24 protein-coding genes are annotated in these 20,944 nt (G+C 36.8%); 13 read left to right on the forward strand and 11 right to left on the reverse strand.

Annotated elements, in window-relative coordinates; translation table 11 throughout:
- The first annotated feature begins 104 nt into the window (after window positions 1–104).
- The 7 genes from L1I30_RS03415 to can all read left to right on the forward strand — a co-directional run bounded on the left by L1I30_RS03415 (window position 105) and on the right by can (window position 7,476).
- Window positions 105–1,145 (forward strand): VWA domain-containing protein, encoded by a 1,041-nt coding sequence (locus L1I30_RS03415; protein ID WP_236132846.1) that lies wholly within the window; start codon window positions 105–107, stop codon window positions 1,143–1,145.
- Between the two features lie 6 nt (window positions 1,146–1,151).
- A complete protein-coding gene (locus L1I30_RS03420) occupies window positions 1,152–2,048 on the forward strand; it encodes a tetratricopeptide repeat protein (protein ID WP_236132847.1) in 897 nt (298 codons plus the stop codon).
- Window positions 2,049–2,102: 54 nt separating this feature from the next.
- The gene (locus L1I30_RS03425) at window positions 2,103–3,866 is read left to right on the forward strand and encodes a BatD family protein (RefSeq protein WP_236132848.1); all 1,764 of its coding nucleotides are present in this window, start codon (window positions 2,103–2,105) and stop codon (window positions 3,864–3,866) included.
- A 1-nt stretch (window position 3,867) separates the two neighbouring features.
- A complete protein-coding gene (locus L1I30_RS03430; RefSeq protein ID WP_236132849.1) occupies window positions 3,868–4,617 on the forward strand; it encodes a tetratricopeptide repeat protein in 750 nt (249 codons plus the stop codon).
- Window positions 4,618–4,752: 135 nt separating this feature from the next.
- The gene (locus L1I30_RS03435; RefSeq protein WP_236132850.1) at window positions 4,753–4,995 is read left to right on the forward strand and encodes a hypothetical protein; all 243 of its coding nucleotides are present in this window, start codon (window positions 4,753–4,755) and stop codon (window positions 4,993–4,995) included.
- Between the two features lie 240 nt (window positions 4,996–5,235).
- Complete coding sequence (locus tag L1I30_RS03440) at window positions 5,236–6,819, forward strand: SulP family inorganic anion transporter (RefSeq protein ID WP_236132851.1); 1,584 nt, start codon at window positions 5,236–5,238, stop codon at window positions 6,817–6,819.
- 21 nt (window positions 6,820–6,840) lie between these two features.
- Window positions 6,841–7,476: a carbonate dehydratase gene (gene can, locus L1I30_RS03445; protein ID WP_236132852.1), complete on the forward strand. Its 636-nt coding sequence runs from the start codon at window positions 6,841–6,843 to the stop codon at window positions 7,474–7,476.
- Window positions 7,477–7,526: 50 nt separating this feature from the next.
- Here the strand turns inward: can and L1I30_RS03450 are convergent, their stop codons facing one another.
- Entirely contained in the window at window positions 7,527–8,102 is a 576-nt protein-coding gene (locus tag L1I30_RS03450) for a CvpA family protein (protein ID WP_308444041.1), read from the reverse strand.
- Here L1I30_RS03450 and L1I30_RS03455 point away from each other — a divergent pair.
- From L1I30_RS03455 to L1I30_RS03465, 3 genes are all read left to right on the forward strand, one after another.
- The gene (locus L1I30_RS03455) at window positions 8,096–8,452 is read left to right on the forward strand and encodes a hypothetical protein (protein ID WP_236132853.1); all 357 of its coding nucleotides are present in this window, start codon (window positions 8,096–8,098) and stop codon (window positions 8,450–8,452) included. The two genes, L1I30_RS03450 and L1I30_RS03455, sit on opposite strands and share 7 nt — an antisense overlap.
- Before the next feature lie 67 nt (window positions 8,453–8,519).
- Complete coding sequence (locus L1I30_RS03460; protein WP_236132854.1) at window positions 8,520–9,539, forward strand: phenylalanine--tRNA ligase subunit alpha; 1,020 nt, start codon at window positions 8,520–8,522, stop codon at window positions 9,537–9,539.
- A gap of 170 nt (window positions 9,540–9,709) precedes the next feature.
- Entirely contained in the window at window positions 9,710–10,105 is a 396-nt protein-coding gene (locus L1I30_RS03465) for a hypothetical protein (protein ID WP_236132855.1), read from the forward strand.
- Window positions 10,106–10,170: 65 nt separating this feature from the next.
- On the opposite strand, the gene L1I30_RS03470 is transcribed toward L1I30_RS03465, so the two are convergent.
- Window positions 10,171–11,064 carry an EamA family transporter gene (locus tag L1I30_RS03470; protein ID WP_236132856.1) on the reverse strand — a complete coding sequence of 298 codons (894 nt, stop codon included), beginning with the start codon at window positions 11,062–11,064 and terminating at the stop codon, window positions 10,171–10,173.
- A 75-nt stretch (window positions 11,065–11,139) separates the two neighbouring features.
- Window positions 11,140–12,135: an NAD(P)H-dependent glycerol-3-phosphate dehydrogenase gene (locus L1I30_RS03475; RefSeq protein ID WP_236132857.1), complete on the reverse strand. Its 996-nt coding sequence runs from the start codon at window positions 12,133–12,135 to the stop codon at window positions 11,140–11,142.
- A 306-nt stretch (window positions 12,136–12,441) separates the two neighbouring features.
- Between L1I30_RS03475 and lysM the strand changes: the two genes are divergently transcribed.
- Window positions 12,442–12,942: a peptidoglycan-binding protein LysM gene (gene lysM, locus L1I30_RS03480; protein WP_236132858.1), complete on the forward strand. Its 501-nt coding sequence runs from the start codon at window positions 12,442–12,444 to the stop codon at window positions 12,940–12,942.
- A 208-nt stretch (window positions 12,943–13,150) separates the two neighbouring features.
- Here the strand turns inward: lysM and nadD are convergent, their stop codons facing one another.
- The 4 genes from nadD to L1I30_RS03500 form a co-directional block, all read right to left on the reverse strand.
- Window positions 13,151–13,732 carry a nicotinate (nicotinamide) nucleotide adenylyltransferase gene (gene nadD, locus L1I30_RS03485; protein WP_236132859.1) on the reverse strand — a complete coding sequence of 194 codons (582 nt, stop codon included), beginning with the start codon at window positions 13,730–13,732 and terminating at the stop codon, window positions 13,151–13,153.
- Window positions 13,732–14,316, reverse strand: a complete 585-nt coding sequence (gene gmk, locus L1I30_RS03490) for a guanylate kinase (RefSeq protein WP_236132860.1) — start codon at window positions 14,314–14,316, stop codon at window positions 13,732–13,734. The genes nadD and gmk overlap by 1 nt, the downstream gene beginning before the upstream one ends.
- A complete protein-coding gene (locus tag L1I30_RS03495; protein ID WP_236132861.1) occupies window positions 14,316–15,173 on the reverse strand; it encodes a YicC/YloC family endoribonuclease in 858 nt (285 codons plus the stop codon). The genes gmk and L1I30_RS03495 overlap by 1 nt, the downstream gene beginning before the upstream one ends.
- A gap of 73 nt (window positions 15,174–15,246) precedes the next feature.
- Window positions 15,247–16,209 (reverse strand): YheT family hydrolase, encoded by a 963-nt coding sequence (locus tag L1I30_RS03500; RefSeq protein WP_236132862.1) that lies wholly within the window; start codon window positions 16,207–16,209, stop codon window positions 15,247–15,249.
- Window positions 16,210–16,306: 97 nt separating this feature from the next.
- Between L1I30_RS03500 and L1I30_RS03505 the strand changes: the two genes are divergently transcribed.
- The gene (locus L1I30_RS03505; protein WP_236132863.1) at window positions 16,307–16,795 is read left to right on the forward strand and encodes an acyl-CoA thioesterase; all 489 of its coding nucleotides are present in this window, start codon (window positions 16,307–16,309) and stop codon (window positions 16,793–16,795) included.
- Here L1I30_RS03505 and L1I30_RS03510 read toward each other — a convergent pair.
- From L1I30_RS03510 to L1I30_RS03520, 3 genes are all read right to left on the reverse strand, one after another.
- Entirely contained in the window at window positions 16,782–17,684 is a 903-nt protein-coding gene (locus L1I30_RS03510; RefSeq protein WP_236132864.1) for a DMT family transporter, read from the reverse strand. The two genes, L1I30_RS03505 and L1I30_RS03510, sit on opposite strands and share 14 nt — an antisense overlap.
- Window positions 17,677–18,030, reverse strand: coding sequence for an arsenate reductase family protein (locus L1I30_RS03515; RefSeq protein WP_236132865.1), 354 nt, complete (start codon window positions 18,028–18,030; stop codon window positions 17,677–17,679). The genes L1I30_RS03510 and L1I30_RS03515 overlap by 8 nt, the downstream gene beginning before the upstream one ends.
- 65 nt (window positions 18,031–18,095) lie before the next feature.
- Window positions 18,096–18,839 carry a DUF3298 and DUF4163 domain-containing protein gene (locus L1I30_RS03520; RefSeq protein ID WP_236132866.1) on the reverse strand — a complete coding sequence of 248 codons (744 nt, stop codon included), beginning with the start codon at window positions 18,837–18,839 and terminating at the stop codon, window positions 18,096–18,098.
- Between the two features lie 100 nt (window positions 18,840–18,939).
- Between L1I30_RS03520 and L1I30_RS03525 the strand changes: the two genes are divergently transcribed.
- Window positions 18,940–20,082 carry a cystathionine gamma-synthase gene (locus tag L1I30_RS03525; protein ID WP_236132867.1) on the forward strand — a complete coding sequence of 381 codons (1,143 nt, stop codon included), beginning with the start codon at window positions 18,940–18,942 and terminating at the stop codon, window positions 20,080–20,082.
- 64 nt (window positions 20,083–20,146) lie between these two features.
- On the opposite strand, the gene L1I30_RS03530 is transcribed toward L1I30_RS03525, so the two are convergent.
- On the reverse strand, window positions 20,147–20,923 hold the full coding sequence (locus L1I30_RS03530) for a THC0290_0291 family protein (protein ID WP_236132868.1): 777 nt from the start codon (window positions 20,921–20,923) through the stop codon (window positions 20,147–20,149).
- Between the last annotated feature and the right edge of the window lie 21 nt (window positions 20,924–20,944).

Below are 20,944 nucleotides of genomic sequence, written 5' to 3' on the forward strand. Positions count from 1 at the left end.
AAGTAGCATTAAATTGACATATGTAAAAGATGTTTTTCAAAATTGAGATTTAGGCAAAATTTTTGCAGGTGGTGTATGCCTGCCAAACATAAACAAGCATTGAAATGTATATTTTAGAGGAAGAGAAATATTTCTGGTTATTGCTCATCATACCGGTGCTCATCCTTATTTATTTAGGCTTGCAGGTATGGAAGAAACGCAAACAAAAGCAGTTCGCTCAAGCGGAAATGCTGGAACAGCTTAGTCCAGATAAATCCCGATTCAAGCCCGCATTGAAATTTCTCATTTTACTGCTGGCATTTATATGCTTGATCTTGGCACTTGTCAACCCAAAGATTGGGACCAAGATGGAAACCATTACCCGGGAAGGGGTAGATATCGTATTTGCGATAGATGTTTCTAAAAGTATGGAAGCCGAAGATGTGGCTCCAAATCGACTGGAGAAATCAAAACAATTAGTTACCCAAATAATAAACAGTTTGGCGAGTGACAGGGTTGGGATTATAGCGTATGCCGGAAGTGCTTTTCCGCAACTTCCTATTACTACAGATTATGCTTCAGCAAAAATGTTTTTACAGGCAATGAATACCGATATGGTCTCTTCGCAGGGAACAGCTATAAATGAAGCAATTCAGTTGGCAAGCACTTATTATAATGATGCAGATCAAACCAGTAAAGTACTGTTTATTATTAGCGATGGGGAAGATCATGAAGGGAATGCAGGAGCTATAGCTAAGGAAGCAGCTTCTCAAGGTATTCGCATATTTACTATTGGGGTGGGGAGTGAAAAAGGTGGTCCTATCCCATTAAAGCAGAATGGCGTAATTAAAAGTTATAAGAAGGATCAATCGGGGCAAACAGTTATTACCAGGTTGAATGAGACTACGTTAAAAGATATTGCTGATGCTGCGAACGGAGAATATATTCCGGGGAATGTCACTTCGGAAGTAATTGAAAAAGTGACCGATAATCTTCAAACGCTGGATAAGACTGAATTTGAAGCCAAGCAATTTGCCGATTATCAAGCTCAATATCAATGGTTTTTAGGGATTGCAATCTTACTTTTATTGATAGACCTATTTTTATCAGAAAGAAAAACCGCATGGATCAGAAAATTGAATCTTTTTAATGAGCATAAAAGTTAGAATAACATGAAACATCTTTTCTGTATAAAAAATAAAAAGTTGAAGGTCTTTCTAGGTCTTTTCTTGTTATGTCTATCCTTTTCTTATGCCCAAACTTTACAAGAGAAGGATAAGAAAATTCAGAAAGAAACTACTGAATTATTGCGCAATGCAGAAACAGCTTTAGGAGAGGATAATTTCCCTGCGGCCGAAGCTGCTTATAGAAAGGCCGTTGCTAAAGATCCCGAAAATACTACTGCAAGATATAATATGGGAAACATGTATTATGGAAAGGAGCGAGTTCCCCAATCTACTTCCCGATATAAACAAGCTGCCGAGGTGAGCACTTCCAAAGTAGAGAAGCATAAAGCTTTTCATAATATGGGAAATTCTTATATGGAACAAAAGAAATATGCCGAAGCCGTTGAAGCTTATAAAAATGCATTGCGCAATGCACCTTCTGATGAAGAAACCAGGTATAACCTTGCCTTAGCTAAAAAAATGTTGGAAAAGGAAAAGCAAGACCAAGATGGTGGGGGAGACGACAATAAAGATCAGGATCAGAAGAAAGACGATAAGGATAAAGATAAAAAGGGAGATGAAGGAGATAAGGAGCAGGATAAAAAAGATGGCGATAAGAAAGAGGATCAGGGAGGAGATGATAAAAAAGATGAACAAAAACAGCCTGAAAAACCTGATGATAAAGGCGATCCTAAAGATGAGAAGGATGGGAAAGAAGGAGACAAACCGAAAGATCAGGATCAAAAGCAACCTCAACAACAGCAACCTCAACAGGGGCAATTATCTCCTCAGCAGATAAAAAGCTTGCTTGATGCTATGAACAACGAAGAGAAAAAAGTACAGGATAAGATAAACGCTCAGAAGGCGAAGGGTGCTAAAACCAGAACAGATAAAGACTGGTAGTATTATAAAAGTGAATTCGACTAACAACAGCGCATAAATAAGTTAATAGTAGGCATGAATTTAAGAATATTCATACTCAGCATTTTTTTAATGGTCTCCAACCTAGCAATGGCACAGGTTAAATTTGAGGCACAGGTAAGTAAAAAGAAGCTGGGAGTTAATGAAAGGCTTCGGGTAGATTTTGAAATGAATCAGGACGGAGACGATTTCAAAGCCCCGTCTTTCAACGGGTTTACCGTGGTTGGTGGTCCTAACCAGGCGGTAAGTAACAGCTGGATCAATGGAAAGCGTACTTATTCTAAAACCTATAGTTACTTCCTAGCTCCTACGGCTCGCGGAAAATTCACCATAGGTCAGGCAGAGATCACTATTGATGATGCTGTCTATAAAACGTCCCCTATTCAAGTTGAGGTTACCGCAGCAGTAGATACTCCTAAAGACGGAAATAATTCTGATTTTGTTGCTTCTGAAAATCTGCATCTGGTGGCTGAGATTTCTAATGCCACCCCGTATTTGAATCAGGCAATTACAGTCGTATATAAACTTTGGGTGAGTCCCAGGGTAAGCGTGAGCAATTGGAGGGAACTTGACAGTCCGGTTTATAGCGATTTCTGGAGTCAGAACATAGATATCAGGCAATTGAAGATAGAAACAGGAGAATATGAGGGGGAGCCTTATCGCTATGTTATTTTGAGAAAGACGATACTCTATCCTCAAAAAACAGGGAAATTAGAAATAGAACCTTTAACCCTTTCGGTAGCGGTAGATGTGCCTAGTGATAGAAGAGATATCTTTGGTGGAAGGCTGTATACCACCATAGATAAAACAGTGGCGGCAGGGAAAAGAACCATCGACGTAAAGCCTTTGCCACAAGCTGGAAAACCTTCGGACTTTACCGGTGCAGTAGGGAAGTTTGATTTTAAAGTAACTGCCGATAAAACAAAACTTGCGGCTACGGAATCGATGAATTTAAAAGTACAGATGAGCGGAAAAGGAAATTTGAAACTCTTTGAATTACCTTCTTTAGAAGTCCCTGCCTCTTTAGAGAAATATGAGCCTGAACGTATAGAGAATGTGCGTACAGACCTAAATGGAACTCAAGGGAGTCTAACAGATAGCTATACCATTGTGCCAGGTCAAAAAGGGAGATTTCCAATTCCTGCAATGTCTTTTTCTTACTTCGACCTGGAAAGCAATTCCTATAAAACAATTACTTCCAAGGAAATCCTTCTCGATGTGGATAAAGCTCCTACTGGGGCAGCTTATAGCTCCCAAAATGGCACTGGAGTTACTAAGCAAGCAGTGGGCACAGCTAAAAGTCAGTTTGAGTATATTAAGCTGGATGCTAATTTAAAAGATATCAATTCAGGGCCATTCTTTGGGTCTTGGATGTTCTGGATATTGCTTTCGTTACCGTTCGCAATGGTTATACTGGGAATTCTATTTGGTAAAAAACGTGCAGCAATGGCTGGCGATGTTTCTGGAAACAGGATTAAAAAGGCTGATAAGTTGGCTAGGAAATATCTTTCAGAAGCCAAGCGAAGTCTAGGAGATCAAAAAGCTTTTTACATAGCCTTAGAGCGTGCATTGCACAACTATCTAAAAGCTAAATTACATCTTTCTACCAGTGAGATGAGCAAAGACAGAATAAAAACGTTGTTAGCTGAAAGAACTGTGGATGGCGCAACCATTACCGATTTTATGGGGCTTTTAGAAAGTTGTGAATTTGCAAGATATACTCCATCTTCTAATGTGGCAATGCAGCAGGATTATGAGAGAGCAGCTCGTATAATTTCAGCCTTGGATAAACAGATATAACATGAAAAAGATATTCTATTTTATAATGCTATGTTCTTTTCCTGTTCTGGCTCAGAATAATGATTTGTTCAATAAGGGAAATGAAGCATACAATGTGGGGAATTATGAAGAGGCCGTTACTTCATATGAAAAGATTTTAAACAGTGGACAGACCTCTGCGGCCTTATACTTCAATTTGGCAAATTCTCATTACAAGCTAAATCATATAGCACCAAGTATATTTTATTATGAGAAAGCACTGCAACTTCAGCCTAATGATAAGGAGATTAGGAACAACCTTGAATTTGCAAATAATATGACTATTGACGCTATTGAACAGCTTCCCAAAACAGGACTTTCAAAGCTTTTGCAAAACCTTATTTCTGGTTTTAGTTATAATGCCTGGGCATGGATAGCAATTGTGGCTGCAATAACATTTGCTGTTTTATTTCTACTATATTATTTTAGTGTCTCTTCTAAATTTAAGCGGCTTTTCTTTGTATCGTCTATGGTCTTTTTGCTAGGATGTGCTGGAACCCTGATTTTTGCTTATTTGCAGTACAATTATATTCAAAATAGCGAATTTGCTATCATCTTTACTGAAGAGGTTGTGGTGAAGAATGAGCCTAATGCAAGAGCAAATGAAGTTTTTACATTGCATGAAGGGACAAAGGTAGAGATATTAAATACCTACCAAAATTGGATAGAGATTGAATTGGCTAACAGATCTAAGGGTTGGATGTTGGTTCAAGATGCAAAAACACTTAAATAAAGCTTTCTTTGCTAAACCAATGTTAATTTTTGATTAAAAGTTTAGACTTCGCTTTACTAATTACACAGATATATTATTTTTGCCGCTGTGAAAAAAGCCACTTACATATTAATTTTTCTGTTTGTAACATTTTTAATGTCACCTACTATCGTTATTTTGATTGATAGGAATACGGATATTTCATTTGTGTACACTTCTGCGGAAGAAGAACAATCGGTTAAAAATAATATAATAGCTGAATATACTTTGAATGATGAGAGCGCTCATCAGGCTAGTATTCAGTTTTTAAAAGAAAAACAGCTTATTTATACTTACGAGAATAAGAATTTTAACTCTCTTTCTAAAGAAGTTCTTTCTCCCCCGCCAGATTTCATATAATTTCTCTCTCATTTGGATTCCTTTTTATTGCTGAAACAATAGCAAGTAGAATAGCTGTGTGTTAACCTTAAAAGTTTAACTAGCATTCAGGAAATCCCCTTATACGTTATTACAAATCGGAAGATCACTTAGTGAGGATCTCTGCTTTTTTAATCAGATAAATCATGGGGTTAAGCCTTGTTTTTTTTGAATAGGCAGAGTTGTGTTCCTGTGTGATTCTTCTTCATACATATCATATTTATGTTCAAACACATTAAAGCAGATTTACCTGCGAGTTTAGTTGTATTTTTTGTTGCCTTACCTTTATGTTTAGGAATAGCCTTAGCCAGTGGCGCACCGTTATTTTCAGGAGTTATTGCCGGAATTATAGGTGGAATTGTGGTAGGGAGTATTTCCGGATCATCTGTTGGGGTTAGTGGCCCTGCAGCAGGTCTGGCAGTAGTAGTGCTTACCGCTATTGCCGATTTGGGAAGTTACGAGTTGTTTCTTGTAGCTGTGGTGCTGGCAGGATTGTTACAAGTGTTATTAGGTGTTCTTAAAGCGGGTGTAATTGGTTACTTCTTTCCCTCTTCAGTAATTAAAGGAATGTTGGCTGCAATTGGAATTATTATCTTTTTAAAGCAACTCCCGTTAGCTTTTGGTTACGATGATAGTTCAGAAGGGTTGGTATCTTTCTTTGAAACTACAGGAAAGGATACCTTTTTTAGTCTGGCTCATATGCTGGATTATATTTCTATTGGAGAGATCGTTATTACTGCTATTTCTTTATTTATTCTATTAGTATGGGATAAGGTTCTGGCTAAAAAGAATAAGATATTTAAGCTGGTACCGGGACCTCTTGTAGCTGTAGTAGTAGGTATTTTGTATCAAATATTCTTTAGTGGAACCGGTTCTATATTTGAAATTAAAGGAAAAAATTTAGTTTCAGTTCCTGTTCCAGATAATGTTAACGACTTTATTGGACAGTTCACTTTTCCTGATTTTTCTCAATTAGGAAATTCCCAAATTTATATTGTAGCTATTACCATAGCAATTGTGGCTAGTTTAGAGACTTTATTAAGTGTGGAGGCAACAGATAAGTTAGATCCGGAGAAAAGAGTTACTCCAACCAATAGAGAGCTTATTGCTCAGGGAGTGGGAAATACCTTTTCTGGAATGGTGGGAGGATTGCCTATTACCCAGGTTATTGTACGTAGTTCGGCCAATGCTATGAGTGGAGGAAAAACAAAACTTTCAGCTATCATCCACGGATTTTTCTTGTTGTTCAGTGTGTTGTTAATCCCGAGATTTCTTAACCTTATCCCGCTGGGAGTACTTGCCGCCGTATTGCTTATAATTGGATATAAACTGGCAAACCCAAAACAGTTTATTACTATGTTTAAGCTTGGAAAGTCGCAGTTTATTCCTTTTGTAGTTACTGTTATCGCAATTGTAGCAACCGATTTATTGGTGGGAATACTTTTAGGGTTAGCTGTTGGAATTGTTACTATATTAATTAACAGTTATAAGAATTCACACTTCCTTCATATTGAAGATGCTTCAAATGGTGAGAGCAGAGTGAAAATGGTTCTTGCAGAAGAAGTAACATTTTTAAATAAGGGCGCAATACAGCGAGAATTGATGAGTTTACCAGAGAACTCCTATGTAACTTTGGATGTAACTAAAACACGATCTTTAGATCTCGATATTTTAGAAATACTAGACGATTTTGCCGTAACAGCAAAAAATAAAAATATAACCATTAAATTGATCTCAGAGAGAGGTGTGGTTGAAAACCCCGAGAGTTACCGCCAGTTTTTTGGAGTAACAGCTTTTACTAATTAAAAATATTAAAAAACAGTTATTATGAGTGATTTATATAGCAGCTTAATAGACAACAATAAGAAATGGGTGGCTACTAAACTTGAGCAAGACCCGCATTTTTTTGATAAACTGGCCAAAGGGCAACAACCTCCTGTTTTATGGATTGGTTGTGCCGATAGTAGAGTGCCGGCAAATGAAATTATAGGAGCAGAGCCAGGAGAGGTTTTTGTACACCGTAATATTGCCAATATGGTGGTACATTCCGACATGAATATGTTGAGCGTTCTGGATTATGCGGTAAATGTTCTTAAGGTGAAACACGTTATTGTTTGTGGACATTATGGTTGTGGTGGAGTAAAGGCCGCAATGGAAAATAATTCTATTGGTTTAATAGACAACTGGATTCGTCATATAAAGGATGTTTATAGACTACACAAAAAGGACTTAGATGCCGTTGATAATAAAGAAGTACGCTTCAATAAATTTGTTGAATTAAACGTAAAAGAGCAGGTATATGATCTTGCCAAAACGTCGATAGTACAAAACGCATGGGGTAATAATCAGGATCTACACATACATGGGTGGGTATATGGAGTAGATAGTGGTATTATCAAGGATCTTGGTGTGAATTTCAGCAACGATTCAGAATTGGACGAAATGTATCAGCTGCATTTTTAGACTCTAAATAATTAATATAAGAAGCCCAATAGTAACATATTGGGCTTTTTTTATGCCTCTTCTTTAGTTTTTATAAGTTCTAGATCTTTTGCTTCCTCTATAATAGTTGGTAATAGAGCGGGAGCGATCAATTTAATTGGGTTATAAAGTATAGAATCTTCTAAAGTTTGTTTTTCAACAAGGTGAACATCTTCATTGGTAGAAATAAAGAACATAATTATTACGCTGGTAATAAATGCAATTTTAATAAAACCAAACCCTGCCCCTGCCAGCTTATTTATGATTCCGAGAGCAGCAAAATTTGCAACGCTTGTTAAGAATTTTCCAGCTAATGAAATTAAAAATGCCACTAGAATGAAAGTTATAGCAAAAGAAACCAAGTTCACTATATGTGGGTTCCATGAAACTCTTTCAAATAAATATTGGGCGATAATATGAGAAAAATAAACTGCCGCATATACCCCGGCAATAAAAGCTACTAAGGATGCCAGTTCGGCAAAAAATCCTCTAAAAAATCCTCTAACAACACCGTATAGTAATATAACGGCCAAAATTATGTCAACAATATTCATGGTTTTTAAATAGTATTTACATCCTCCAAGATACGTATCTTTGCCAAATGGCAAGAGATGAACAATTAAAAGAACGCTGGAGTAGCCTTCAAACTAAACTTTCTGCTCAATTTGCAGATGGAGATTTGTTAGACCTAGATGCAATTATATACTTAGTTGGAGTGCAGGAATTAGGGCAGATTCACAGAAGATTCAAGAAAGACCATAAGTTAGACTTAATGCATATTGCAATTTGCACTTTGTTGGAACCTTATGGATATTATGAATTTGATTATTTTGATGAAGAAGGGTGGCCTCATTTTAAAATGCTGGAAGTTTTACCTAATTTAAAAGCCGGAGAACAATCGGTGTTAATGAAGGAAGCCATTGTAAATTACTTCCTGGAAAAGTCTTATATACAATAAGACTTTCAAGATACTGCTCTAACTGGACAATTTTAGTAAATTTGCGCTTCTGTAAAGAAAAGAATTCATGATTGATAAGATTAAGGAATACATTGATAAAGTTGCAGCGTTCCAGGCACAGAGTTTGGAAGAAGTTGAAGCTTTTCGAATTGAATATTTAGGTAAAAAAGGACATTTGAACCAGTTTTTTGCTGAGTTCAAAAATGTTCCGAATGACCAAAAGAAGGATTTTGGACAGGCAATAAACACCTTGAAAACAGTTTCTCAGGAAAAAGTAGCAGAATTAAAGGAAACGCTGGAAGGAAAGCAGGAGGAAGAAGGGGTATACGGCGATCTAACAAGACCTGCAGAACCACTTCAAATAGGTTCCAGACATCCTATTTCAATAGTGAAGAATGAGATTATCAACATCTTTTCAAATATAGGATTCAATGTTTCTGAAGGACCGGAAATTGAAGATGACTGGCATAATTTTACGGCACTTAATTTACCTGAATATCACCCTGCGCGAGATATGCAGGATACATTCTTTATTCAAACCGACCCCGATATTTTATTGCGCACGCATACCTCATCGGTACAGGTGAGATATATGGAGAACAATGAGCCTCCAATTCGTACTATTTCTCCGGGAAGAGTTTTTAGAAATGAAGCGATATCGGCGAGATCGCACTGTATCTTTCATCAGGTAGAAGGTTTGTATATAGACAAGGATGTCTCTTTCGCCGATCTTAAACAGACTTTACTGTATTTTACCAAGCAGATGTTCGGCAAATCTAAAATAAGGCTTAGACCGTCTTATTTCCCTTTTACCGAGCCTAGTGCTGAGGTTGATATCTATTGGGGACTGGAAACAGAAACCGATTATAGAATTACAAAAGGTACGGGTTGGTTAGAAATTATGGGCTGCGGAATGGTAGATCCGAATGTTTTAAAGAACTGTGGAATTGATCCTTCAGAATATAGTGGTTTCGCCTTCGGAATGGGAATAGAACGTATCGCCATGCTACTATATCAAATAGGGGATATTAGAATGTTTTACGAAAATGATGTTCGATTTTTAGAACAATTCAAATCTTCAATTTAATATGAAAAAATTCGGATTCTTTATATTGGCGATCATCGTATTTGCCATTATTGTTTATGTAACGTTCATAATCGCAGTTATAAAAATTGCAGTTGGAGCGATACTTTTCTTGATTGCAGCGGTTGCCATCTATATACTTTGGAATAAAATTAAACATAACCTGGATTAGTTTGAAGAAGGATATTGAGATACCAGAAGTTAACAACGTATTTATTGCTGCGGTTAGAGAACAGCATGAAGAATACAAGACGATGGATTGGAACACCTATATCATCAATGATACGAATGAGGCATTAGAAGTGGTTCTAATCGTTTCAAAAGGTTATGATTCTAAAGATGCTACTGCGATAATGCGGCATACTATAAAGGTGTTGCCTGCAAAATCGTATGCTAAGATAGAGTTCCTGCAGGAGGATGTGTTGAAGCTGAATAATGAATTTGCAGTTACTTACTTCGTGGGATCAAAAATGCATGAAAAAACATTTTTATTTAGAGCAAAGAGTATAAAAGAAAGCAAGCTTAGAGAGCTGCCTATAATACCAAAGTTGGGGATACTGGCAGAATAACATTATTAAAAAGATATAAAAAAGCCCTTTAGATTTTCTAAAGGGCTTTTTTTATATCTTAAAACTTAAGATTTTTTCTTCTTTGGCAAATTCATGAGCACAACAGAGAGAATAATAATCAATATTCCAATCCACTGATAGGTGTTTATTTTTTCATTCAATAAAACGTAAGCCATAAGAACGGCCACGGGTAACTCTACTGAAGAAATAATAGCGCCTAAGCCCACGTTTATCTTTGGCATTCCAGCTGTAAAAAGAATAGGGGGTAGAATTGTTCCAAACAATGCCAATATTAGTCCCCATTTTGCGAATATTTCCAGATTGAATTGTTCTAATAAATAAGGTGCCGATATTACTGCCACTATAATGGTGCCTCCTAACATCATCCATAAGCTTCTTCTTAACGAGTTTAATTGCAGTGCTACCGTGTTAGAAGTGTAAATGGTAACCGTGTAAGAAATCGCTGCTAAAAGACCCCAGCCAATGCCTCTCCAGTCCAATTCAATTTCGCTCATAAGCATGTTTGTGGCTAACACCGTTCCAATTAGTATCACTACTACCGCTGCGATCTTGTTAGCTGAAGGTGCTTTTTTTGCGACTATAGCCTCCAGAAATACCCCCATCCATACACTTTGCATTAGAAGCACTATTCCAATTGATACCGGTATGTACTGAACAGCCAAATAATAGAAAGTACTGGTAAGACCTAAAGAAGTACCTGCAGCCATCAGTTTAAGAATGCTCTTCAATTTAGGTTCTATGTGAGCTGTTTTCTTAGCCTTTACAAAAAGAAGATTGATAATTACAAGCCCTACAAGTCCTAAAAGCATTTGAGAAAAGGTTATTTCGTAAGAAGTAAAGCCTTCGGCATACGCCATTTTTACGAAAGTAGTGAGCATTCCATAGCTGGAAGCTCCTAAGGCAACTAATAAGCTGCCTTTAAGAACAGAATTATTCATTTATATTGCGAATGATTTTGCAGAAATCCTTCTGCGTAATGATTTAACTTTTTAGGTCTTTGTTGAAGTAACTTATTAATCCAGCTTTTCAGCTAATTTTTTAAAGACCTTCTTTGGGTTTTTTCCTTCGTAAAGAATATTATACACCGCATTTATAATTGGTGTTTTAGCTCCTTTTTCCTGATTAATCTTATAAGCGCTTTCTGTAGCGTAATAGCCTTCAGCAATCATACTCATTTCCATTTGAGCACTTTTTACAGTATAGCCTTTACCAATCATATTTCCGAACATTCTATTGCGACTAAATACCGAATATCCCGTAACCAGAAGATCCCCCAAATAAGCAGAATCATTAATGTTACGTTTCATTTTATGTACTTTCTTGATGAACTTTTTCATTTCACGAATTGCATTGCTCATTAATACACTCTGGAAATTATCCCCATATCCAAGTCCGTGTGCTATTCCAGCTGCAATGGCGTAGATATTCTTAAGCATTGCGGCATACTCGGTTCCGGTAACGTCGTCACTGGTCTTGCAGGTTATATAGTCGCTTTGAAGGTGTTTTGCCATGATCTTAGCCTTTTCTTCATCCTGGCAAGCAATGGTGAGATACGACAGTCTTTCGAGTGCAACCTCTTCTGCGTGGCAAGGTCCCGTAATTACTCCAAAATTTTCATCGGGTACGCCGTATTCTAAATTGAAATGTTCACCCACAATCAAACTGCTTTCAGGAACAATTCCTTTAATGGCTGAAAAAATAATCTTATCCTTTAGGGAGATCTTTAAGTTATTAAGTTCTTTTTGGACAAAGGCAGAAGGAATTGCAAATATTAAATAATCGGCTGCTGCCACAACTTCATTAATGTCGTTGCTTAAATGAAGTTGATTTACATCAAACTCGACAGAGCTTAAGTAGTTAGGATTATGATCTTGAGTTCTAATATGTTCTATAGAAGATTTACTGCGCATGTACCAGTAAATTTCATCTAGATTTTCACTTAACATTTTAACAATGGCCGTTGCCCAGCTACCGCCTCCAATTACAGCAAATTTATACGTGTTCTCCATAAATACTTTAATTGCGGCAAAAATACGTAATTTTAGAAGAATGCGAATATTGTGTTATTTTAAGTTTGTTGATAACAATCTTATTCAATTTTCAACGTTATAATCTTGGGAATGAACAACTGCAAGTTTATTTCCAAAGTTTAATTTAGTTTTTTGGTTGGTTATTTAGTTAAACAGCGTTACTTACATGTAGATGTGGGACGCTGTTTTTCTGTTTGATGGAAGTGCTAACAAAATTTTAATAGTTTTCATGTTAAAGATGTAAATGGTATTTCGTACTTTAGAAACACTAATCAATAAATAAATATGGGTTTATTTTCATTTATCAAGAACGCAGGTGCTAAAATTTTTGGGGCAGGTAAAACCACCAAGGATTCTTCAGCAAAAGTAGAAGGAGAAAACGACGAAGCCGAAAAATTTGAAAATGCAAAGGCGGCACGAAAACTAGAAGAAACAATTCACGATTTAAATTTAGAAATAGAGAATCTTAAAATTCATATTGAAGGCGAAATGGCCACGGTTTCAGGTTTAGCGAAAGATCAAGCCACTCGTGAAAAGATTATATTGGTGGTTGGAAATGTTGAAGGTATTGCTCAAGTTGATGATAATATGGATGTGGAGAACAAAGAACCTGAGGCTGTTTTTCATACCGTAGAAAGAGGAGATACTTTAAGTAAAATAGCTAAAGAGCACTATGGCTCGGCTAATAAGTATCCTGAAATATTTGAAGCTAATAAACCAATGCTTACAGATCCAGACAAGATCTATCCGGGACAGGTTTTGCGTATTCCGGTATTAAAGAAATAAGATTAAGACTGTTTAAAAAATTTGAGGGTGTTACATTGAGCGCAGTCGAAGTGCTAAGTTAAAGTTCCACCATGAAAAAAGTAGGTTCATTTAACTCTACAGAACGTTCAACAGGATTTTTTAAGCAGTCTTTTTAAAATATATTTATGAAAAACCCTGCATGTAATAGTGCGGGGTTTTTAATGAGATCACATATATCTACGTGGGTCTATTTGTAAAAGTTCATAAGGTCTATATATTCCCAAACTGCAGCCGGTAGCATAGGTTTAATGTTCTTTTTATCTTTGATGGCTTTTCTTATAAATGTAGAAGAAAGTTCTATAATTGGAGCATCCACTTTATGAATTGCCGGATGATCTTTAAACTGACTTTCCATCAAGCCGTCAGAAATTCTGGGATATACGTATATATGATGCTTTTCGAGAATTACCTCATAATTCTTCCACTTATGAAAGCTTTTCAAATTATCTTCTCCCATAATTAAGGAGAATTCCAGTTTTGAATGGTCCTCTTCCAGCTGTATAAGAGTTTTGACAGTATAGTTTGGTTGAGGTAATTTGAATTCCACGTCACAGGGTTTTAGCTTATCGTAATTTTCACAAGCTTTATAAACCATTTCCAAACGATGATGATTATCCAGTAAACTGCTCTTTTTCTTAAAAGGATTATGAGGAGTTACTACCATCCATACTTCATCCAGATCAGAATATTCCACCATATAGTTGGCAATTATAAGGTGCCCTATGTGAATGGGATTAAACGTGCCAAAATATAGACCAACCTTTTTCATCACTTCGTTTTATCTGCTTCAACAAAGTTGGCTACCAAATGGTAAGCTTCGTCTAATGCGGTTTGCAGATGATTATTTTCTATGATGAAATCGAATTGTGGAGCAGTGGCCAGTTCAATTGAAGCCTTTGCAACACGCATGCTAATTTTATCTTCCGATTCGGTCTTGCGTTTCTTAAGGCGTATTTTTAATTCCTCAATGCTTGGAGGTTTTACAAAAACCGCTAAGGTTTTTTCAGGATAAATATTTTTAATGTCTAATCCCCCTACAACATCAATATCAAAAATAACATGCTTCCCATGCGACCAGATTCTTTCAATTTCCGATTTTAAAGTGCCATAAAAATTATCTCTATATACCTCTTCCCATTCCAGGAATTCGTCATTCTTTATCTTCTTTTTGAAATCCTCTAAAGAAAGAAAGTAATAATCCTTTCCTTCTACTTCTTCACCTCTTGCTGCTCTTGAGGTCGCAGAAATAGAGAATTCCAAATTAAGTTCAGGATGAGCTAATAGATGTTGTACGATGGTTGTTTTTCCTGAACCGGAGGGTGCAGAAAACACAATTAACTTACCGGTATTCATTACAGTACGTTTAAAAGTTGTTCTTTAATTTTTTCCAGTTCATCTTTCATCTGAACCACTAATTGTTGCATTGGGGCATAGTTAGATTTGCTACCAATAGTATTTATTTCACGGCCCATTTCCTGAGAGATAAAAGCAAGCTTTCTCCCATTGGAATCTTCAGACGCTATAGTTTCTTTAAAGTAAGAAAGATGATTATCTAAACGAACTTTTTCCTCGGTGATATCAAATTTTTCAATATAAAAAACCAGCTCCTGCTCGAACCTGTTTTCATCTACACGCTCTTTTAGCTCTTCTACCCCTTTGCGAAGGCGCTCTCTAACACCCGCTATCCTATCGGGGTCCATGGCAATTATGTCGCTTAACAGGGTTTCAATATTAGCAATTCGAACATTTAAATCTTTTTCCAAGGCCTTACCTTCATCGGTACGAAACGTGTTTATTTCTTCCAAGGCGGTCATTACAGCTTTTTCAATGGAAGAAAATTCAGTTTCATCTATTTCTTCTCGCTCCGTTTTCATACTATCAGGCATACGAATAGCCATTTTTAGAAGTTCATCGTCATCAGCATTTACAATATCGCGTAATTGCTCCATATATGCTTTTACAATAGGAGCATTTACTACAGAGGAGGTCTCTTCCTTTGTAACTTCTACATACAGAGAGAAATCAACTTTTCCACGGGTAAGGGAATTGGCGATGATCTTTCGAAGATCCAATTCTTTTTCGCGGTATTGACCGGGGATTCTTGCGTTAAGATCCAGATTTTTGCTGTTAAGCGATTTTATTTCTACCGTAATTTTTTTAGTAGGAAGCTGTAAAAGGCTCTTCCCAAAACCGGTCATTGATTGAATCATGCTTGATTTTTAAAAGGTTGCGCAAAGATAAGCAAATCTTCAGCAGGACAAAGAAACTAGTAAAAAGACTGGTTTAAAGAAAAGAGCTTATAAATTCTAAAGCGCGTTCTTCGGTATAAGTTTGTTTTTTATTTTGAATAAAACCAACATGGCCGCCATATAAAGGGGTTTCAAGGAAGAAGTTTGGACTTCTTTTCGCTATAGCTTCTGGGTAGCAGGAATCGGAAAGAAATCCGTCATTCTTGGCATTTATCAATAAAGTAGGTGTGGAAATGTATTGCAGAAAGTTAAGCGAACTGCTTTTCTTGTAGTAATCTAAAGCATCTTTAAAGCCATGAGCTTTACTTGTATATAGATCATCTATGCTTAACAGGCTTTCACATTCCAATATTTGTGACGGGGATAGTTCCGCTGGAAAATGCTTTCCTCTAAGAATGAGCTGAGATTTCAGTTTTTTAATGAATCGTTTTGTGTAAAGTCGGTTCTTAGGCTCCTCTAACTTTTTCAGTGATCCGTGTAAATCACAGGGAGTAGATATAGCTACAGCAGCCTTTAATTGAGGTGGGAGAGCATTTCCTTCGCCAAGATATTTCAAAAGTAAATTCCCGCCCAAACTAAATCCATTAATTGCAAGGTGAGTATAGTTGTTTTTAGGCAGAACATGAGTCACTATTTCCTGCAGATCTTCACTCGCTCCGGCATTATACGATCGGTAAAGCCTATTTATCTCTCCGCTACAACCTCTAAAGTTTACCGCTGCAACATTCCAATTATGAATGTTGAAATAATTTGCAAGCCCTGTAATATATGGCCGTTGAGCATTGCCTTCCAACCCATGAAGAATGACAAGCACTTTTTTTGAAGCGGAGTTAGAATAACTCCAATCGATATCAATAAAATCTCCATCTGCAAGTTCTACGCGTTCCCTTATTTGCTTTACCGGAAGTGGCTTTCTGAAAAGAGAGGCATAAACCGTCGAAATGTGATAGTTCTTGAAAACAAACGGGGGCTGGTAGGAACTCTTTAATAATGGCATGCTGCGAATTTCGGAAATTATTTTGGGTTTTAGTTAGCTTTAATAATTATGCGCGCATAGTATTTATTTGTAGTTTTATAAAAAAAAATTAGGATTTATGTATACAAAAGAATTTGATATAAGATGGAGCGATCTGGATGCCAATCGACACTTGGCTAATTCGGCTTATATTAATTTCATGAGTCATACCCGCATGGGTTTTCTAATGGAAAATGGATTTGGACAAAGAGAATTGGCTAAGTACAATATTGGTCCGGTGGTCTTTTATGAGCATATGTATTATTTTAAAGAGGCTTTTGCAGGGAAGCCTGTAAAAGTAAGCTTACAGTTAAAAGGTCTTTCGGAAGACGGGATGTACTTTGAATTTGTTCATAATTTTTATGACACCAAGGGAAGAAATTTTGCCAGTTGTGAAATGATGGGAGGTTGGATAGATCTTCAGGAGCGAAAACTGGTAGGTTTGCCTTCAGAATTATATGAAAATCTCAATCATTTGGGACATACAGAAGATTTCAGAATTCTAACAAAAGAAGATACACGCAGATTTAATAAAAAACCTCTAGATGTAGACCCTACCGACTTATAGCAGTCGGTTTTTGCTTTTTAGAAACCAGGTAAACTCCCGTGAAAACCAGCATCGCGGCGGTTATCTTTACAATATCTAACGAATCTGCCCCGGTGGAAACGGCGTAAACAATTGCAATAAGCGGTTGTAAATAGATAAATGCGCTAATTGTGGAGGCGCTTAGTTCTTTTAGTGCGTAGATATTAAGTAAATAGGTTGAGACAGTTGTACCTAGTACTACAAAAGCCATTTTCCAGATGGCATGTGCAGGTAAATTTATCCACTCCACGGCTGTAAACTCAGAAATGGTTATTGGAAGATTTATGAAAATGGCAAATAGAAAGAACCACTTCATCAAGGTTAAAGAATGATATTTTGCGGTTAGCGGCTTTACAAGTATTAAATACATTCCATAAGAAAAGGCATTTATTATAAAGAATAAGTTTCCTAAAGGTATATTAGGCGCATTAACAGTCTCTCCGTTGCTAAATAATACTAAGGTTAAAGCGCCGGCAAGACCAATAGTAATTCCTAAAGTTTTTAAAAATGTTACTTTTTCTTTTATAAGAATAGCAGCCAGAATAAAAACCAAAATAGGAGACAAAGTAACTATTACCGAACTGTTTATGGGAGTTGATAAACTCAGCCCTTTAAAGAAGAACAGCATGTTAATTGCCATTCCAAAAATGGTACAGCCCACAATCCGAAGCCAGTCGCTAGTTGCAATTTTCTCCTTAGGTCCCCAAATACTCAAAATCCAGAATACTACCGCTGCTCCGCTAACTCGTAATAAAATAAACCCGAAAGGTTCAATAAACACGGGCATCAAATCTTTTGCTACGGTATGATTTATTCCATAGATGGTACTTGCGCCAATAGCTGCTAATATGGCTAAGAGCCTCTTACTCATTCATAGAGGCTTTTGCTGCTTCTACGCTTTTTTTAGAATTACCTATAAAAATTTTGTCGTTATTTATAATAACCGGTCTTTTTAAGAAGGTATAATGTTCTAAGATAAGGTTCTTGTAGTCTTCCTCTAAAAGGGATTGGCTTTTTAGATCTCTTTCCTTATAAAGCCTGGCTCGCTTGCTAAATAATGCTTCATAACTACCAGAAAGATTATACATTTCCTGTAATTGCGGTTCAGTAATTGCCTCCTGCTTAATATCCTGTAAAATATAAGCTGAGGGAAGCTGTAATTCCTTTAAAATTTTCTTACACGTGTCGCAGGTAGATAGGTAGTATACTTTTTTCATTATAAAATGCTTAAAGTGCAAAGTAAACCACTTTTACCTAAAACGTGCTTATTTTTTGATGGGATTTAACGTTTTTTGAGAAAAGGAGTAGCCTGCACCATTGGTATTTCAAGTCGGATTCCGCCTTCTGCGTAAGATGCTACCTCGTAGGCATTGTATTGTAGTATAAGCTTATCCTTAGTGAAGCCAATGTTTTGAGGAAGTTGAAATTCATCATTTTCAAAGAAAAAACCGGTACTATTAATAGATTCACCTTTGCCAATTTCATTTTTCTCCCGAAATAAGGCTTCTGCATACGCTTCAAACTCTTCCGTAAACAAATCTTTATTTAAAAGACGTTGTCCATTATCGGGATTAATATTAAGATAGCTAACGCTGGTATAGCCATGAGCTCCACCCGTGAAAATAGCTAAATTATATTTTATGGTAATGAGCTCTGGAGAATTATGGGTGATAACACCTTCAACTGAAGCTTCCCATGGAATGTTGTATTCAGGAAACTCCTTGGCAGTTTGCTCATAATTGTCAATAAAGCTTTGAGAAAGTGCTTCTAAGCTCTTAAAATCTTCTTCTTCCTGAAAATCTACCAAGTGAATTATATGCTTTTCAATGAGATAATTGACCTCTTTCCCCAAGGTTCCGGGATCTAAAACCCATGGAGTATGGAGGCTTATAAAAGCGCAATTTTCTTCTTCAGGTTTACAGTTCATTTCTGATACCTGCTCTATAGCAAGTTCTTCAAAAATTAATTCGGCAGGTTCATTTTTACATCCCACGAACATCACGAAGATGGAGAGGGGCAAAAGCATTTTTTTCACAGCAAGAATTCAGTGTTAAATTAGGGATAAAGGTACATGCTATTTTGTCAATCCCCAATACGTTGGTTACATTTGCTTTAAATTATTTTTTATGAAATTCAACACTAAAACTATACATGGAGGGCAGCATAACGTAGATCCCGCATACGGGTCGGTAATGCCTCCAATCTATCAAACCAGCACCTATTCTCAAACCACTCCCGGAGGGCATAAAGGCTTTGAATATTCTAGAAGCGCAAATCCTACCAGAACAGCTCTGGAAAATTCATTGGCTAGTATTGAAAATGGGAAATTTGGTCTTGCTTTTGGTTCCGGACTTGCGGCTATAGATGCTGTGATGAAGTTATTTAAGCCGGGTGACGAGATTATCTCTACTAACGATCTTTATGGTGGATCTTACAGGCTTTTTACAAAGATATTTGAAGGCCTAGGCATAAAATTCCACTTTATTGGAATGCAGGACGCTGAAAAAATAGAAGAATACATTACTGATAAAACAAAGCTTATTTGGGTTGAGACACCAACTAATCCAATGATGAATATCATCGATATTGAAGCTGTATCCAAATTAGCTAAAAAGCATAAGGTATTACTTGCAGTAGATAATACATTTGCTACTCCATATTTACAACAACCTTTAGATCTTGGAGCAGATATCGTCATGCACAGTGCAACCAAATATCTTGGCGGGCACAGTGACGTGGTGATGGGATCTCTTGTGGTGAAGGATAAGGATTTAGCCGATAAATTATATTTTGTGCAAAACGCCAGCGGTGCCGTATGTGGGCCACAGGATAGTTTTTTAGTGCTTAGAGGTATAAAAACCTTGCATATTAGAATGCAAAGACATTGTGAGAATGGTGAAAAAGTAGCGCGTTTTCTGAAAGATCATCCTAAAGTTGACAAGGTGTACTGGCCAGGTTTTGAAGACCACCCAAATCACGATATCGCTAAAAAACAAATGTCAGGATATGGAGGGATGATATCCTTTACAACTGCTGAAAACACTTTGGAAAGTGCTGTGAAAGTGGTCGAAAAATTAAAAGTATTTACCTTGGCGGAATCTCTGGGTGGAGTAGAATCTTTGGCAGGACATCCGGCAAGTATGACGCACGCCTCTATTCCGAAGGAAGAAAGAGAGAAAACTGGAGTTGTAGACTCATTGATTCGATTAAGTGTTGGAATTGAAGATGATGAAGATCTAATTGAAGATTTAAAACAAGCATTGGGTTAAACTCTCAGAAAAATAACTATTTAAAAGGTTTCAGTTTACTGAAGCCTTTTTTTATACAATTAATTTAGAAATCCAGATAATAGATATACCCTACATTTAACCAAAAGATAAGATCGTTAGCTTTATTTTGTGGCGCATCAATGTTGAGGCCGTCCAGCCAATCGGTGTTGTAATAAGTATACCTTCCTTCAATGGCCAGATCGCTGGAAGGTGTTAACCGGTATCTTGCTCCCATACTTCCAACGATTCCCCAAGTGGAACCGGAATCCAGATCTATCCCACCCACAAATGTTGGAAAGACATTATTTGGATCAGATAAAGGGCCAAAATCGGAATAGGCACTAGGTTGATAATTAACAAAATGAAAACCTAGGCTTATGAACGGGGAAAAAAGGTAACTGTAAGCGGTGTAATCACGGATGCTTAAAGGATAATATTCCAGAGAAGAGCCAATTTCGAAGACTTGGGATTTTCCATGCATTCCTCTCAACAATTTTCCGCCAAGGGTGTTTTTTGAAGCCACCGGGCCAAAATGTTCTAAGGCCGATTGGAAATAATCTATCTCAGTACGTATCTTGAAATGATCATTAAAGTATTTATCGGTAGTATAGCAGTTGCATTCGGCTCTAAACGCAAAGTTCATATAATGTATTAAGCCTACACCAATCCCGGAGTTACTTATATTATTCTGTAAATTATAACGTTCGCCATAATCGGTAAAGAAAGAAGTAGGGCCTACTAAAACTCCAATCTCATGAGAAATTCCTAATTGGGCAAAACCGCTTTTTTTAGTGAAAAAGCAAAGTAAAAAAAAGAATAAAACTATGCGGAAGTTCACCATACATCACCGGTTGAGGTACAG

It is taken from the genome of Gillisia lutea, from assembly GCF_021568705.1.
In the GTDB taxonomy this organism is placed as follows: domain Bacteria; phylum Bacteroidota; class Bacteroidia; order Flavobacteriales; family Flavobacteriaceae; genus Gillisia; species Gillisia lutea.

Excerpts from the sequence above, each read along its gene's own strand:
- L1I30_RS03415 (WP_236132846.1), top strand. The coding sequence starts at position 105 with ATGTATATTTTAGAGGAAGAGAAATATTTCTGGTTATTGCTCATCATA.
- L1I30_RS03420 (WP_236132847.1), top strand. The coding sequence starts at position 1,152 with ATGAAACATCTTTTCTGTATAAAAAATAAAAAGTTGAAGGTCTTTCTA.
- L1I30_RS03425 (WP_236132848.1), top strand. The coding sequence starts at position 2,103 with ATGAATTTAAGAATATTCATACTCAGCATTTTTTTAATGGTCTCCAAC.
- L1I30_RS03430 (WP_236132849.1), top strand. The coding sequence starts at position 3,868 with ATGAAAAAGATATTCTATTTTATAATGCTATGTTCTTTTCCTGTTCTG.
- L1I30_RS03435 (WP_236132850.1), top strand. The coding sequence starts at position 4,753 with ATGTCACCTACTATCGTTATTTTGATTGATAGGAATACGGATATTTCA.
- L1I30_RS03440 (WP_236132851.1), top strand. The coding sequence starts at position 5,236 with ATGTTCAAACACATTAAAGCAGATTTACCTGCGAGTTTAGTTGTATTT.
- can (WP_236132852.1), top strand. The coding sequence starts at position 6,841 with ATGAGTGATTTATATAGCAGCTTAATAGACAACAATAAGAAATGGGTG.
- L1I30_RS03455 (WP_236132853.1), top strand. The coding sequence starts at position 8,096 with ATGGCAAGAGATGAACAATTAAAAGAACGCTGGAGTAGCCTTCAAACT.
- L1I30_RS03460 (WP_236132854.1), top strand. The coding sequence starts at position 8,520 with ATGATTGATAAGATTAAGGAATACATTGATAAAGTTGCAGCGTTCCAG.
- L1I30_RS03470 (WP_236132856.1), bottom strand. The coding sequence starts at position 11,064 with ATGAATAATTCTGTTCTTAAAGGCAGCTTATTAGTTGCCTTAGGAGCT.
- L1I30_RS03475 (WP_236132857.1), bottom strand. The coding sequence starts at position 12,135 with ATGGAGAACACGTATAAATTTGCTGTAATTGGAGGCGGTAGCTGGGCA.
- lysM (WP_236132858.1), top strand. The coding sequence starts at position 12,442 with ATGGGTTTATTTTCATTTATCAAGAACGCAGGTGCTAAAATTTTTGGG.
- nadD (WP_236132859.1), bottom strand. The coding sequence starts at position 13,732 with ATGAAAAAGGTTGGTCTATATTTTGGCACGTTTAATCCCATTCACATA.
- gmk (WP_236132860.1), bottom strand. The coding sequence starts at position 14,316 with ATGAATACCGGTAAGTTAATTGTGTTTTCTGCACCCTCCGGTTCAGGA.
- L1I30_RS03495 (WP_236132861.1), bottom strand. The coding sequence starts at position 15,173 with ATGATTCAATCAATGACCGGTTTTGGGAAGAGCCTTTTACAGCTTCCT.
- L1I30_RS03500 (WP_236132862.1), bottom strand. The coding sequence starts at position 16,209 with ATGCCATTATTAAAGAGTTCCTACCAGCCCCCGTTTGTTTTCAAGAAC.
- L1I30_RS03505 (WP_236132863.1), top strand. The coding sequence starts at position 16,307 with ATGTATACAAAAGAATTTGATATAAGATGGAGCGATCTGGATGCCAAT.
- L1I30_RS03510 (WP_236132864.1), bottom strand. The coding sequence starts at position 17,684 with ATGAGTAAGAGGCTCTTAGCCATATTAGCAGCTATTGGCGCAAGTACC.
- L1I30_RS03515 (WP_236132865.1), bottom strand. The coding sequence starts at position 18,030 with ATGAAAAAAGTATACTACCTATCTACCTGCGACACGTGTAAGAAAATT.
- L1I30_RS03520 (WP_236132866.1), bottom strand. The coding sequence starts at position 18,839 with ATGCTTTTGCCCCTCTCCATCTTCGTGATGTTCGTGGGATGTAAAAAT.
- L1I30_RS03525 (WP_236132867.1), top strand. The coding sequence starts at position 18,940 with ATGAAATTCAACACTAAAACTATACATGGAGGGCAGCATAACGTAGAT.
- L1I30_RS03530 (WP_236132868.1), bottom strand. The coding sequence starts at position 20,923 with ATGGTGAACTTCCGCATAGTTTTATTCTTTTTTTTACTTTGCTTTTTC.